This window comes from Nocardioides sp., assembly GCF_044226305.1.
Classification (GTDB): domain Bacteria; phylum Actinomycetota; class Actinomycetes; order Propionibacteriales; family Nocardioidaceae; genus Nocardioides.
This window is the reverse complement of record NZ_JBGAHF010000013.1, coordinates 84,781-99,489: the sequence shown is the minus strand read 5'-3', so window position 1 is coordinate 99,489 and position 14,709 is coordinate 84,781. Positions and strand designations below refer to the sequence as shown.

At 71.0% G+C, this 14,709-nt stretch carries 13 protein-coding genes; all 13 read left to right on the top strand.

Features of this window, described 5'->3' with window-relative positions; translation table 11 throughout:
* Positions 1-41: 41 nt before the first annotated feature.
* The 13 genes from ACILQ5_RS14675 (at position 42) to ACILQ5_RS14615 (ending at position 14,698) form a co-directional block, all read left to right on the top strand.
* Positions 42-1,058 carry an ABC transporter permease gene (locus ACILQ5_RS14675; RefSeq protein WP_395658761.1) on the top strand — a complete coding sequence of 339 codons (1,017 nt, stop codon included), beginning with the start codon at positions 42-44 and terminating at the stop codon, positions 1,056-1,058.
* Between the two features lie 97 nt (positions 1,059-1,155).
* Complete coding sequence (locus ACILQ5_RS14670) at positions 1,156-2,889, top strand: ABC transporter substrate-binding protein (RefSeq protein WP_395658760.1); 1,734 nt, start codon at positions 1,156-1,158, stop codon at positions 2,887-2,889.
* A 200-nt stretch (positions 2,890-3,089) separates the two neighbouring features.
* Positions 3,090-4,106, top strand: coding sequence for an ABC transporter permease (locus ACILQ5_RS14665; protein ID WP_395658759.1), 1,017 nt, complete (start codon positions 3,090-3,092; stop codon positions 4,104-4,106).
* A gap of 10 nt (positions 4,107-4,116) precedes the next feature.
* A complete protein-coding gene (locus ACILQ5_RS14660; RefSeq protein WP_395658758.1) occupies positions 4,117-5,163 on the top strand; it encodes an ABC transporter ATP-binding protein in 1,047 nt (348 codons plus the stop codon).
* Positions 5,160-6,470 (top strand): ABC transporter ATP-binding protein, encoded by a 1,311-nt coding sequence (locus ACILQ5_RS14655; RefSeq protein ID WP_395658757.1) that lies wholly within the window; start codon positions 5,160-5,162, stop codon positions 6,468-6,470. Before ACILQ5_RS14660 ends, ACILQ5_RS14655 begins: the two co-directional genes overlap by 4 nt.
* A gap of 20 nt (positions 6,471-6,490) precedes the next feature.
* Positions 6,491-7,855: a replication-associated recombination protein A gene (locus tag ACILQ5_RS14650; protein ID WP_395658756.1), complete on the top strand. Its 1,365-nt coding sequence runs from the start codon at positions 6,491-6,493 to the stop codon at positions 7,853-7,855.
* Between the two features lie 54 nt (positions 7,856-7,909).
* Positions 7,910-8,416, top strand: coding sequence for a hypothetical protein (locus tag ACILQ5_RS14645; RefSeq protein WP_395658755.1), 507 nt, complete (start codon positions 7,910-7,912; stop codon positions 8,414-8,416).
* Positions 8,413-8,724, top strand: a complete 312-nt coding sequence (locus ACILQ5_RS14640; RefSeq protein WP_395658754.1) for a DUF6167 family protein — start codon at positions 8,413-8,415, stop codon at positions 8,722-8,724. Before ACILQ5_RS14645 ends, ACILQ5_RS14640 begins: the two co-directional genes overlap by 4 nt.
* The gene (gene alaS, locus ACILQ5_RS14635) at positions 8,724-11,423 is read left to right on the top strand and encodes an alanine--tRNA ligase (protein ID WP_395658753.1); all 2,700 of its coding nucleotides are present in this window, start codon (positions 8,724-8,726) and stop codon (positions 11,421-11,423) included. Before ACILQ5_RS14640 ends, alaS begins: the two co-directional genes overlap by 1 nt.
* 13 nt (positions 11,424-11,436) lie before the next feature.
* On the top strand, positions 11,437-11,892 hold the full coding sequence (gene ruvX / locus ACILQ5_RS14630; RefSeq protein ID WP_395658752.1) for a Holliday junction resolvase RuvX: 456 nt from the start codon (positions 11,437-11,439) through the stop codon (positions 11,890-11,892).
* Positions 11,892-13,103 (top strand): endolytic transglycosylase MltG, encoded by a 1,212-nt coding sequence (gene mltG / locus ACILQ5_RS14625; RefSeq protein WP_395658751.1) that lies wholly within the window; start codon positions 11,892-11,894, stop codon positions 13,101-13,103. The genes ruvX and mltG overlap by 1 nt, the downstream gene beginning before the upstream one ends.
* Positions 13,104-13,118: 15 nt before the next feature.
* Positions 13,119-13,934, top strand: coding sequence for a shikimate dehydrogenase (locus ACILQ5_RS14620; protein ID WP_395658750.1), 816 nt, complete (start codon positions 13,119-13,121; stop codon positions 13,932-13,934).
* Positions 13,931-14,698 (top strand): prepilin peptidase, encoded by a 768-nt coding sequence (locus ACILQ5_RS14615; protein ID WP_395658749.1) that lies wholly within the window; start codon positions 13,931-13,933, stop codon positions 14,696-14,698. The genes ACILQ5_RS14620 and ACILQ5_RS14615 overlap by 4 nt, the downstream gene beginning before the upstream one ends.
* Positions 14,699-14,709: the final 11 nt, after the last annotated feature.

Here is a 14,709-nt window from a genome sequence, read left to right as displayed (position 1 = left end):
CCCGGACCGACGACCAGCACATCCGACACGACAGAGGTGCCATGTCAGTTCAGGCTTCGAACCTGGAGAGTGAGCAGCTTCCCGACCCGACGGGGGTCGCCGTCGCTGACCGCAGCAAGGTCGCCGGCCAGTCGCCGACGAAGCTCGCGATCGGGCGGTTCCGTCGCGACAAGCTGTCGATGATCGCGTTCGTGGTCGTCTTCCTCTACCTCCTGGCCGCGATCTCCGCGCCGTTCCTCGTGCACTTCGGGGTCCTGGACCCGACGAGCTACCACGAGGACCTCATCGACGGGAACACCGGCGGCCTGGCCATCGGGAAGTTCGGCGGCGTCAGCTGGGACCACCCGCTCGGCGTCGAGCCGGGCACCGGTCGCGACGTCCTGTCGCGGGTCTGGTACGGCATCACCTTCTCGCTCGCGATCGCGCTGTCGGCGACCTTCATCGCGATCGGCCTCGGCACCGTCCTCGGCATCATCTCCGGCTTCAGCGGCGGCTGGACCGACTCGATCATCGGCCGGGCCGTCGACCTGACGCTCTCCTTCCCCCAGACCCTGATGCTGCTGGCGCTCTCCAGCCTCGGTGTCGCCTTCGTCGCCAGCTTCATGCCGGGCGGGCCCTCCGACGACATCCCCAACGGCTTCTACGTCGTGCTCGTCCTCGGACTGTTCGGCTGGCCGGGCATCGCCCGCATCATCCGTGGCCAGGTGCTGACCGTGCGCGAGCGCGAGTTCGTCGACGCCGCGGTCCTGCTCGGCGCCCCGCGCCGGCGGATCTACTTCAAGGAGATCCTGCCCAACCTGTGGGCCCCGCTGCTGGTCACCTTCACGCTGACGATGCCCGTCTACGTGTCGGCCGAGGCGGCGCTGGCGTACCTCAACGTCGGCATCCACCCGCCGACCCCGACGCTCGGCAACGTGCTGCGCAGCTCCATCAACTACTCGACGGCCGACTTCCTGTTCTTCTTCGCGCCGGCCTTCCTGATCATGATCATCGTGGTCAGCTTCAACCTGCTCGGAGACGGGCTCCGGGACGCGCTGGACCCGAAGTCAGGGCGTTGAGGCACCAGCAACAACCAGCACCACCACCAGTCTTCGGCGACACCGAGTCGTCGAATGTGCCGCCGCTCCAGGCGCGTCACACACTCAAGGAGAAGTAATGTTCAAGTATCGAAAGCGGGTGTTCGCGGCCACCGCCGCGGTCGCTCTCGCGGCCGGTCTTGCCGCGTGCGGCGGCAGCAGCTCGGACGGCGGCAGCGGCAGTGGGGCGCCCACCTCGGACGCCACGGGCGGCGACCTCCTCTACTACCTGTACACGCCGATCGAGCACCTCGACCCGCAGCGCGTGTACGTCGGTCGCGACATCACCAACCTGAGCCGGACGGTCTACCGCACGCTGGTGGCCTTCCCGATCTCCGACGACCCCGACACCGCCAACACGCCGGTCCCGGACCTCGCCACCGACACCGGCACCTCGACCGAGGGCGGCAAGGTCTGGTCCTTCACCGTCAAGGACGGCGTGAAGTGGGAGGACGGCCAGCCCGTCACCTGTGAGGACTTCGCCTACGGCGCCTCGCGGGCGTTCGCGACCGACGTCATCACCGGCGGTCCGAACTACATCCTGAGCTACCTGGACATCCCCACCGACAAGGACGGGCTCCCGGCGTACAAGGGTCCCTACACCGGCGAGGGCCAGGACCTGTACGACAAGGCCGTCACCTGTGACGGCAACACCATCACGTACCACTTCAACAAGCCGTGGCCGGACTTCCCGCTGGCGATCGCGGGTCTCCACATGATGGACCCGTACCGCAAGGACAAGGACCAGGGCGAGAAGTCGAACTACCAGATCTTCTCCAACGGCCCGTACAAGCTGGACGGCACCTGGAGCAAGAACAAGGGCGGCACGCTGGTCCGCAACGACCAGTACGACGCCTCCACCGACGACCCGGAGCTGCGCAAGGCGCTGCCCGACTCGATCGAGTTCCAGATCGGTCTGACCCCGGAGACCCAGTACGACCGCCTGATCGCGGACACGGACGCGAACGCCGTCACCGGCACGAGCATCCCGCCGGCGTACTACTCGCAGGTCGAGGGTGCGGTTGCTGACCGCTCCGTCCTCGTCGACTCGCCGTACGTCTACTACCTGGTCCCGAACTTCCGGTCCGAGACCATGTCGAACCCGGCGGTCCGCAAGGCCCTCGCCGTCTCCACGAACTCCGACGCCTACAACGTGGCGCTCGGTGGCGACAAGGCCGGTTCCCCGGCCGAGTCGATCGTGAGCCCGGCCGTGGTCGGCTACAAGGAGAACCCGGCGTTCGCCGGCCCCAACGAGGGTGACCCGGACCAGGCGCTGCAGATCCTCAAGGACGCCGGCGTCCAGACCCCGGTTCCGATCAAGTTCACCTACCCGACCAGCGACACCGCCGACAAGTGGGCCGCTGCGCTGAAGGACACCTGGGACAAGGCTGGCTTCGACGTCACGCTCGACGGCCTCGGTGACACCTACTACACCGTGATCCAGAAGCCGGACAAGGACTCCGACGTGATGTGGGGTGGCTGGGGTGCCGACTGGCCGTCCGCCATCACCGTGACGCCGCCGCTGTTCGACAGCCGCCCGAACCTGACCGCCGCCAGCGACGGCCAGGACTACGGCGCCTACGACAGCGACGCCTTCAACAAGATCGTGGACGAGGCGCAGAACGCGTCCGACCTGGACGCCCAGACCGCTGCCCTGCAGCAGGCTGACATCCAGCTCGGCGAGGACGTGGCCTACATCCCGCTCAGCATCACGAAGTTCTACATGATGTACGGCTCGGACGTCACCAACTACACGACGACCCCGTCGTCGAACGGCTACCCGGACCTGGGTGCCATCGGCGTCTCCAGCTGATCACATCAGCATCCGCAACACCTGCGTCGGGCGGTCGCCGCGGGCGGCCGCCTGGCCGTGCAAGGCCCGCCCCCCCGACGTGCGGGGGTGAGGGTCTCGTCGCGAGGCCCTCACCCTCACCTCCGTCCAGGGTGCATGCTGTAGCCAGCACAACCTGCAGGCCCAGCCCAGCGCTCGAGAATCCCCGAGGTGGTCCCCCGATGTTCGCCTACGTCGTCCGCCGCTTGTTCATCGGCGTGATCCTGCTGATCCTGATGAGCTTCGTGACGTTCGTGCTCTTCTTCGCCTCGCCGGTCGACCCCGGCCGCTACGCCTGCGGCAAGAACTGCTCGCCGGCCCTGATCGAGCAGACCAACAAGGCGCTCGGCTACGATCAGCCCGTCGTGGTCCAGTGGACCGACTTCATGCGCGGCGTGGTCGCCGGCCGTGAGTACCCCAACGACCCCGCGCTGCGGGAGAAGGCGCCGCAGCTGGTCAGCAGCTGCCCGGCCCCCTGCATGGGCTACTCCGTCGTCAACAGTGCCACCGTCAACAGCGAGATCAAGGAGGCCTTCCCGGTCTCGCTCTCCCTCGCCCTCGCCGCCCTCGTGATGTGGGTGTCGGGCGGGGTGATCTTCGGGACCATCGCCGCGGTCAAGAAGGGCACGATCATGGACCGCGGCATCGTCGCGTTCTCCCTCGTCTTCTACGCCTTCCCGGCGTTCTTCATCGGCCTGTTCCTCCTCAAGTTCGTCGCGATCAAGTGGGAGTGGGTGCCGATCCCCGAGTACACCCCGATAGCGGAGGGAGGGGTCGGACTCTGGCTCCAGGGCCTGCTGCTGCCCGGCCTCACGCTCGCCCTGCTCTACATGGCGGGCTACGTGCGGATGACCCGCGCCTTCGTGCTGGAGTCCATGACCGAGGACTACATCCGGACCGCGCGGGCCAAGGGCCTCAAGAGCCGCCGGGTCCTGGTGAAGCACAGCATGCGTGCGGCGCTCACCCCCCTGGTCACCCTGATCGGCCTGGACTTCGCCGGTTTGATGGGTGGTGCGATCATCACCGAGACAGTCTTCAACTACAACGGACTCGGAAAGCTGGCCGTGCAGTCGAACTTGACCTACGACCTGCCCACGATCGTGGGCCTGGTGCTCCTCCTGGGAGCGTTCGTGATCGTCGCCAACATCATCGTCGACGTCCTGTACGCCGTCATCGACCCGCGCGTCCGCGTCGGCTGAGGGGAGAACCTTGTCCAGCTTTCTTTCCGTCCGGGACCTGAAGGTCCACTTCCCGACGGTCGACGGGGTCGTCAAGGCGACCGACGGGCTCTCCTTCGACCTCGAGAGGGGCAAGACGCTCGGGATCGTGGGCGAGTCCGGCTCCGGCAAGTCGGTCTCGAGCTCGGCGATCCTGGGCCTGCACCGCAAGACCAGCGCGATCGTCAGCGGCGAGATCCTGCTCGACGGCGTCGACCTGCTCAAGATCAGCGACGAGGACATGCGTCGTCGCCGGGGCAAGGAGGTCTCGATGATCTTCCAGGACCCGCTCTCGGCGATGCACCCCTACTACACCGTCGGCAACCAGATCGGTGAGGCGTACCGCGTCCACCACGACGTCAGCAAGAAGGCCGCCAAGGCCCGCGCGATCGAGATGCTCGACCGGGTCGGCATCCCGCAGCCGGACCGGCGGGTGGACGACTACCCGCACCAGTTCTCCGGCGGCATGCGGCAGCGCGCGATGATCGCGATGGGCCTCATCAACAACCCGGGCCTGCTGATCGCCGACGAGCCGACCACCGCGCTCGACGTGACCGTCCAGGCGCAGATCCTCGACCTCCTCCAGGACCTGCAGCGCGAGTTCGACTCCGCCGTCATCATCATCACCCACGACCTGGGTGTCGTCGCCGAGATGGCCGACGACGTGCTGGTGATGTACGCCGGCCGGGCCGTCGAGTACGGCACGACGAAGGAGATCCTCACCCACCCCGAGATGCCCTACACGTGGGGGCTCCTCTCCAGCATCCCGGAGGTGGGTGGTGACCCCAACGCGGCGCTGATCCCGATCCCGGGCAACCCGCCCAGCCTGCTGAGCCCGCCGCCGGGATGCATGTTCCACCCGCGGTGCACCTTCCAGGACAAGGTCGAGGGCGACCTGTGCGCGACGACCCTGCCCGAGCTGGTCCCGGGCAGCCGTTCGGAGACGCACCTGAAGCGGTGCCACATCCCCGATTCCTATCTCGTGTTCGAGCAAGAGGTCCTGCCGGCGATCGCGCCGGACCTGGTGGAGGAGCGATGAGCAACCAAGGCCCGATCGGATTCGGGGACCCGAACTCCGAGGAGCTGCCGACCTTCGCCGGCATGCCCGGCGAGAACATGGCGAGCCACAGCGAGGACCCCACCGACGACGCGGCGACCTTCGTCGAGAAGGAGGTGCCGCACGCGCCGTCGGTCGCCCCCGTCGACGCCAAGACGATCCTGGAGGTCCGCGACCTGCGGATGTACTTCCCGGTGAAGTCGGCGGGCATCGTCCGGCGCACGATCGGCCACGTCCAGGCCGTCGACGGGATCTCCTTCCAGCTCCCCGCGGGCGGCGCGCTCGGCCTGGTCGGCGAGTCCGGCTGCGGCAAGTCGACGACCGGCCGGCTGATCACCCGGCTCTACGAGCCGACCGGTGGGTCGATCGTCTTCGACGGCAAGGACATCACGAAGACCTCGGCGCGCGGCCTCAAGCCGCTGCGGCGTGAGATCCAGATGATCTTCCAGGACCCCTACACGTCGCTGAACCCGCGGCACACGGTCGGTGCGATCGTGGGGGCGCCCCTGGCGATCCACAACGTGGTGCCGAAGGACAAGATCCTGCCGCGCGTGCAGGAGCTGCTCGAGATCGTCGGCCTGAACCCGGAGCACTACAACCGCTACCCGCACGAGTTCTCCGGTGGCCAGCGCCAGCGCATCGGCATCGCCAGGGCGCTCACGCTCCAGCCGAAGGTGCTGGTGGCCGACGAGCCGGTCTCGGCCCTGGACGTCTCCATCCAGGCGCAGGTCATCAACCTGCTGCAGGACGTGCAGAAGGAGTTCGGGATCTCGTTCCTGTTCGTCGCGCACGACCTGGCGGTCGTGCGGCACTTCTGCCCCGAGGTCGCGGTGATGTACCTCGGCAAGATCGTCGAGATCGCCGACCGCGAGACGCTCTACAACCGCCCGAACCACCCCTACACGCAGGCGCTCCTCTCGGCCGTGCCGGACGTGAAGCAGGCCGCCATCGGCGGTCGGCGCGAGCGGATCCGGCTGCAGGGCGACGTGCCCAGCCCGATCAACCCGCCGTCCGGGTGCCGGTTCCGGACCCGCTGCCCGCTCGCGCAGGAGATCTGTGCCCGGGTCGAGCCGCCGCTGCTCCAGGTCGGCAAGCGGCACAAGGTCGCCTGCCACTTCGCGGGCGAGCTCGGGCACCACCCGGACCGCCCGGTGACGGCCTCGCTCCTGGGGGTCGACGACAGCGGCACGCCGAACCCCGGTGCCACGCCGAGCAGCGAGGTCGGCAACGAGCCCGGCTTCTCGGACACCTGGTTCGACCTGGAGCGGAAGACGATGGCGAGCGCCTAGCAGCCGACGCCTCCCCTCCGATGGTGGACGACGGACTCTTCGACGCCCCCGGCACCGGTCCCCGGTCCGGGGGCGGCTCGCTGAACGCGAACACCCACGCGTCGGCGCCGCTGGCGGTGCGGATGCGGCCGCGCACCCTCGACGAGCTCGTGGGGCAGGAGCAGCTGCGCGCCCCGGGCTCGCCCCTGCGCCGGCTGGTCGAGGGCGACCAGCCGATGTCGCTGCTGCTGTGGGGGCCGCCCGGCACCGGCAAGACCACGATCGCGGCGATCGTGAGCCAGCAGACCGACCGCCGCTTCGTCGAGGTGTCCGCGGTCTCGGCCGGCGTCAAGGAGGTGCGTGCAGCGATCGACGCCGCGCGCGCGGAGCTGGTCGCCGGCGGCCGGGAGACCGTGCTCTTCGTCGACGAGGTGCACCGGTTCAGCAAGGCGCAACAGGACGCCCTGCTGCCCGGGGTGGAGAACCGGTGGGTGACGCTGGTTGCCGCTACCACCGAGAACCCGTTCTTCAGCGTGATCTCGCCGCTGCTCTCGCGCAGCCTGCTGCTCCGGCTCGAGTCGCTCTCGGACGACGACGTCCGCGCGGTGCTGGAGCAGGCGATCGTCGACGAGCGGGGCCTCGCGGGTGCGGTCACCGTCGAGGACGTGGCGCTCGACCACCTCGTCCGGCTCGCCGGCGGTGACGCCCGTCGCTCCCTGACCTACCTCGAGGCGGCCGCGGGCGCGGCCACGTCCCAGGGGCTCGCCACCGTCGACCTGGCGACCGCCGAGACCGCCGTCGACCGGGCTGCGGTCCGCTACGACCGCCAGGGGGACCAGCACTACGACGTCGTCAGCGCGTTCATCAAGTCGGTGCGCGGCTCCGACGCGGACGCCGCGCTGCACTACCTGGCCCGGATGATCGAGGCGGGGGAGGATCCCCGCTTCATCACCCGCCGGTTGATGATCCTCGCCTCCGAGGACATCGGCCTGGCGGACCCGACCGCGCTCGCGACCGCGGTCGCGGCTGCGCAGACGGTGCAGCTGATCGGGATGCCCGAGGCCCAGCTGACCCTGGCCCACGCGACGATCGCCCTCGCGGTGGCGCCGAAGTCGAACGCCGTCACCACGGCGATCGGAGCAGCCCTCGCCGACGTCCGGGCCGGGAAGATCGGTCAGGTGCCGCCACACCTGCGTGACGCCCACTACGCGGGTGCGAAGAAGATCGGGCACGGCAGCACCTACACCTACAGCCACGACGAGCCCTACGGCATCGCCGAGCAGCAGTACGCCCCGGACGTCGTGCTCGACCGCGCGTACTACCAGCCGACCTCGTTGGGCGCCGAGGCCGCCATCAAGGAGCGGTGGGAGCGGGTCCGTCGCATCATCCGAGGCGGGGACGCGTGAGCGTGCGGGGTCTCGGCGGGCTCGGCCGATGACCCCGCGATAGGGTCGGTCACCATGCAGGACTGGATCGTGCCCGTGCTGGCGATCGGGCTCGCGGCCGTCGCGCTGGGGCTCGGCGTGGTGCTCGTGCGCGCCCGGTCCCGCACCGCCCAGGAGCTGGACCGCGCCCGTGCCGAGACCGCGGCGCTCCAGGCGCAGCTCGAGGAGCTCGAGCGCCGGGTGGACCGGGCCGACCCGCGACCCGCGGCCGACGCCGAGTTCCTCATCACCGACCTCGGACAGGCAGCGACCGAGCCCGGGCCCGAGCCGGGTGCCGCCCCGCAGGTCGGCGGTGCGCTGTTCGCCGACCTGGTGCTGCGCGAGACGGTCGTCAAGGCCGCGTCGCTGGCGCACGGCGTCCGGCGGGCGCTCGACGCCGAGACCCGCAACCGGATCCGCTTCGAGATGCGCAGGGAGGTCCGGACCTCGCGTCGGCGGCGGCTCCGGTTGCAGAAGGAGCTGCTGCGGAAGGCGCGTGCCGCGGACCGCGCCGCCCTCGACGAGGAAGACACGGCCGCATGAGGCGCGGGCTCTGGTTCGCCGCCGGAGCCGGGACCGCCGTCTACGTGATGGTCCGGGGCCGGCGCGCGGCCGAGGTCTTCACCGTGGACGGCCTCAAGGACCGGCTCGGCGCCTTCGAGGTCGGCGCTCGGGTCTTCCGCGATGAGGTCGCCCAGGCGAGCGCCGAGAAGGAATCGGAGTTGCGCGACCGCCTCGGTCTCGTGCCTCATGGGACACCCGCGCTCACCGGCGGCCGCCACAAGGCGGTCCCGGCCGGCCCGACCACCTCCGACCCACCCACCGAGACATCCGAGGAAGGCAGCATCTGATGGACACCGCGGAGATCCGCCGCCGGTTCGTGGCTCACTTCGAGTCGCACGGCCACACGCCGGTGCCCTCGGCCTCGTTGCTGTTGGACGACCCGAACCTGCTGTTCGTGAACGCCGGCATGGTGCCGTTCAAGCCCTACTTCCTCGGGCAGGAGACGCCGCCGTACGCGCGGGCCACCAGCGTGCAGAAGTGCGTGCGCACCGCCGACATCGAGGACGTCGGCAAGACCACCCGGCACAACACGTTCTTCGAGATGTGCGGCAACTTCTCCTTCGGCGACTACTTCAAGGAGGGCGCGATCGAGCTCGCCTGGGAGCTGGTCACCAAGCCGGTCACCGACGGCGGGTTCGGTCTGCCCGAGGGTCGGCTCTACCCGAGCGTGTACGACGCGGACCCGGAGGCGGTCGAGCTCTGGAAGAAGGTCACCGGCCTGCCCGACGAGCGCATCCTGCGGCTGGGCAAGAAGGAGAACTACTGGTCGATGGGCGTGCCCGGACCCGGTGGGCCGTGCTCGGAGATCCTCATCGACCGGGGCCCGGCGTACGGTCCCGACTTCGACCCGACCGCCCTCGGACCCGACATGCCCGTCGACCTCGAGGACCGCCTGCTGGAGATCTGGAACCTGGTCTTCATGCAGGACTCGCTCTCCGCGGTGCGCTCCAAGTCGGACTTCGACATCGCGGGGTCGCTGCCGAAGAAGAACATCGACACCGGCATGGGCCTCGAGCGGGTGGCGTTCCTCCTGCAGGACAAGGAGAACAACTACGAGATCGACGTGCTCTACCCGGTGATCGAGAAGGCCGAGGCGCTCACCGGGCGTCGCTACGGCGCCGACCACGAGGACGACGTCCGGTTCCGGGTGGTCACCGACCACGTCCGCAGCTCGATGATGCTCATCGCCGACGGGGTGACGCCCGGCAACGAGGCGCGCGGCTACGTGCTGCGCCGCCTGCTCCGCCGCGTGGTCCGCTCGATGCGGCTGCTCGGCTACGAGGACCCGGCGCTGCCCGAGCTGCTCCCGGTGAGCCGGGACAAGATGGGCGAGACCTACACGGCGCTCCACCAGGACTGGGAGCGCATCTCGACGGTCGCCTACGCCGAGGAGCACGCGTTCCGGCAGACCCTGCGGGCCGGCACCACGATCTTCGACCAGGCGACCGCCGCGCTGAAGAAGACCGGTGGCACGACGCTCCCGGGCGACCAGGCCTTCGCGCTCCACGACACCTACGGGTTCCCGATCGACCTGACCCTCGAGATGGCCTCCGAGCAGGGGCTCGCCGTGGATGAGGCCGGGTTCCGCCGGCTGATGGACGAGCAGCGGCAGCGGGCCAAGGACGACGCCAAGTCGAAGAAGGGCCAGCACCGCGACGCGTCGGCCTACCGCGAGGTCGCCGACGCGATGGGCGCGCCGGTGGTCTTCACCGGCTACGACAGCGTCGTGGACGAGGGCTCGGTGCGTGGGATCGTCGCCGCGGGCGGGGTCGTGCGTGCGGCGGGGCCGGGCGAGCTGGTCGAGCTGGTGCTCGACCGCACGCCGTTCTACGCCGAGGGCGGCGGACAGCTCGCCGACCAGGGCGTGATCGAGCTCGAGAACGGGGCCCGCGTCGAGGTGCTCGACGTGCAGTCGCCGGTCACCGGGGTCGTCGCCCACCACGTGCGCGTGCTCGAGGGCGAGGTGACGCCGGGGCTGGCGGCGCAGCTGCGCGTCGACGTCGAGCGGCGGCGGTCGATCTCCCGCGCCCACACCGCGACCCACATGGTGCACAAGGCGTTCCGGGAGGCGCTGGGGGAGACCGCGACCCAGGCGGGCTCGGAGAACGCACCGGGCCGCTTCCGCTTCGACTTCTCCGCCACCGGCGCCGTGCCGGCCTCGGTGATGGCGGACGTCGAGGCGCGGGTGAACGACGTCGTGCTCGACGACCTGGCCGTGCACGCCGAGATCATGACCCAGAAGGAGGCCGTGGCGTCCGGAGCGATGGCGCTGTTCGGCGAGAAGTACGGCGACCGGGTGCGGGTCGTCAGCGTCGGCGACTGGGCCCGGGAGCTGTGCGGCGGCACGCACGCCGGCAGCTCGGGCAAGCTCGGCGTCATCAAGCTGCTCGGGGAGTCGTCGATCGGCTCGGGCGTGCGCCGGGTCGAGGCGCTCGTCGGCAGCGACGCCTACCGCTTCCTCGCCCGCGAGCACGTGCTCGTCAACCAGCTCTCCGAGACCCTCAAGGTGCGCCCGGAGCAGCTGCCCGAGCGGGTCAGCGACATCGTCGAAAAGCTGCGCGCCGCCGAGAAGGAGATCGAGAAGGTCCGGGTCCAGCACCTGCTGGCTGCGGCCGGCGAGCTGGCCGCGGGGGCGACCCGGGTCGGTCCGGTCCTGCTGGTGGCCCACCGCGCCGACGGCGCGGGCGGTGGCGACGTGCGCGCGCTGGCGCTGGACGTCCGCGGCCGGCTGCCCCAGGGGGAGCCCGGGGTCGCGGTCGTCATCGGGGCCCTCGACGGCAAGGTGTCCGTGGTCGCGGCGGTGAACGACGAGGCCCGGGCGCGTGGCCTGAGCGCGAACGGGCTGGTCCGCGCGGTCGGTCCGCTCGTCGGCGGCAAGGGCGGCGGGAAGGACGACGTCGCCCAGGGCGGCGGCACCGACGCCTCGCGGATCGACGAGGCGCTGGCGCTCGTCGAGACCGAGGTCGGGCGGGTCGCCGGCGGATGACGGCACCGGCCTGATGCGCCACGGCGTCCGCCTCGGCATCGATCCCGGGGACGCCCGGATCGGCGTCGCGCGCAGCGACCCGACCGGGTTCCTGGCGACCCCGGTCGAGACCGTGCGGCGCGGCAAGGGCGACCTCGCCCGGATCGCGGCCATCGCGGCCGAGGAGGAGGCCGTGGAGCTCGTGGTCGGCCTGCCCCGGTCCCTGTCGGGCCGGGAGGGCCCGGCGGCCGTGAAGGTGCGCGAGTTCGCGGCCGCGCTGGCCCGCCGGGTGCACCCGATCGGGGTGCGCCTCGTCGACGAGCGGATGACCACGGTGTCCGCGGAGGCTATGCTGCGCGACCGAGGCCGCACCGGGGCCAAGCGGCGCGCGGTCGTGGACCAGGCGGCGGCCGTGCTCATCCTCCAGCACGCGCTGGACGCAGAACGCACCACGGGGAACCCGCCGGGCGAGATCGTGGAGGAGACCTGATGACCGACGAGCACGAGAGCAACCACCCGCTGCTCGGTGCCGACGACGTGACCGACCCCGACGACCGCGGCGACCTCGAGGACGAGACGACGACGTACGAGACGGGACGACGTCGGGGCAGCAAGCGGCGCAGCCTGCCCGGGTGCCTGGCGGTCCTCGTCGCGCTCGCCGTGGTCATCGGCGGGTTCTACTTCGTGGTGACCTGGGGCATCGACAAGGTGGGGGACCAGTTCTCCTCCGCTCCCGACTACCCCGGCCCCGGGCACGGCGAGGTGACCTTCCAGGTCCACTCGGGCGACACCGCGTCGGAGATCGGCCGGAACCTCAAGGCCGCCGGCGTCGTGGCCTCCGTGGAGTCCTTCATCGACGCCGCGAACAGCAACCCGGAGTCGTCGAGCATCCAGGCCGGCTACTTCCAGCTGAAGAAGGAGATGGCCTCCGACGACGTCGTCGACATCCTGGTCGACCCGTCCAACCTGGTGAAGGACACGGTGACGATCCCGGAGGGGCTCCGCGTCGTCGACACCGTCGCCATCCTGGCGGACAAGACCAAGTACTCCGAGGCCGACTTCGAGAAGGTCCTGGAGGACCCGAGCAAGCTCGGCCTGCCGGACTACGCCGAGGGCAACCCCGAGGGCTACCTGTTCCCGGCCACCTACGACTTCGGCCCGGACGCGACCCCGACCTCGATGCTCACCGACATGGTGGACCGCTGGAAGCAGGCGGCCGAGGACGCCGACCTCGAGTCGGCCGCCGCCGACCTCGGCTACACGCCGCAGGAGCTGATGACGGTCGCGAGCCTGGTCCAGGCCGAGGGGCGCGGTGACGACATGCCGAAGATCGCCCGGGTCATCTACAACCGGCTCGAGATCGACGGCAACCCCAGCGCCGGCTTCCTCCAGGTCGACGCCTCGGTCAACTACGCCCTCGACCGGCCGACGGTCGCGGTGCTGACCCAGGACGAGATCGACTCCGTGGCGGACTCGCCGTACAACACCTACAAGCAGAAGGGCCTGCCCCCGACGCCGATCGAGGCCCCCGGCGACGACGCGATCGCGGCGGCCGCTCACCCGGCGGACGGTCCGTGGTTCTTCTACGTGACGACCAACCTGCGCACCGGCGAGACCAAGTTCACCGACTCCTACGACGAGTTCCTCACCTACAAGGACGAGCTCCAGCAGTACTGCGCGACGCAGTCCGACCGCTGCTGACCCCTGCGACCGACCATGCGCTGCGCCGTCATGGGTGACCCGATCGCCCACTCCCTGTCACCGGCCCTGCACCACGCCGGGTACGCCGAACTCGGGCTCGACTGGCGCTACGACGCGCTGCGGGTCGGCGAGGACGAGCTGACCGACGCCGTCGCGGGCCTCGGGCCGGAGTGGCGCGGGCTGTCGCTGACGATGCCCCTGAAGCGACGGGCGCTGCTGCTGACCCGGGCGGTGAGCGACCGGGCCCGGCTGGCCGGCGCGGCCAACACGCTGCTCCTCGAGGACGGGGTGGTGGTGCTCGCCGACAACACCGACCTCCCGGGCGCGGTCGCCGCGGTGCGTGAGCGGTACGACGGACCGGTGACGACCGGCACCGTGCTCGGCGGCGGAGCGACCGCGGCGTCGACCGGCCTGGCGCTCTGCGAGCTCGGCGCGACGTCCGTGCGGCTGCTCGCGCGGGCACCCGAGCGGGCCGCAGCGACGGCCGCGGCGATCGCCGCGCACCCGTCCGGCCCGCACGTCGAGGTGCTGCCGCTGACCGGGGGCACCGTCGTGGGCGAGGTCGTGGTGTCGACGGTGCCGGCAGCCGCCCAGGACGCGGGGCTGGTCGCGCGCTGCGCCGACACCGCTGTGGTCTTCGAGGCGCTCTACGAGCCGTGGCCGACGCCGCTGGCCGCCTCCGTGGGTGCCGACCGGGTGCTCGTCGGGGGCCTGGACCTGCTCGTGCACCAGGCGGTGCTCCAGTTCGAGATGTTCACCGGGCGGCCCGGGCCGCTCGAGGCGATGCGCGCGGCCGGGGTGCGCGAGCTCGGGTCCCGGCGGCCCGGGTGAGCGTCGACCCGGCGGCGGTCGCGCTCGGCGTGGTCGGCTGCGGCGCGGCCGGGCTGCTGGTGCCGGCGCTGATCCGGCGGGTGCCCGAGCCCGAGCCCGAGCCCCTGGCGGAGCCGGACCCGGCGGCCGACGCCGGCCCCGGGTCCGGGCCCGGTCCGGAGCCCGACCCCAAGCCGCCGTACGCCGCGATCGCGGCCGAGCCGCGGCTGCCGCTGCTGGCGGCGGGGACGAGCGCGGTCGCCGGCGGGCTCGTCGGCGCCTCGGTCGGCCTCGCCTGGCCGCTGCTCTTCCTGCTGCCGCTGGTCCCGGTGGGCGTCGCCCTCGCGGTCATCGACCTGCGCACCCGGCTGCTGCCCACGGTGGTGGTCTGGCCGCTGTTCGGGGCCGTCGTCCTGCTCGGCACCGTGAGCGCGCTGCTCTCCCACGACCCCGCCGCGCTGGTCCGGGGCCTCCTCGGCGCCGTCGGCGTGTTCGCGTTCTTCTACGTGCTGTGGTGGGTGTACCCCGCCGGGATGGGGTTCGGCGACGTCCGGCTCTCCGCGGTCGTCGGGTTCGCGCTCGCCTACCTCGGCTGGCCCGAGCTCCTCATCGGGGTGTACGGCGGCTTCCTCGCGTTCTCGGTCCCGGGACTCGTCGTCGCGCTGCTGCGCTGGGACCGGCGGGTGCTGAAGGTCGCGTACCCGTTCGGACCGTTCCTCCTCGGCGGGGCACTGGCCGGGGTGGTGCTGGGCGGGACGCTCTGGTCCCATCTCGTCACCGGGTGACGGTGAATCCC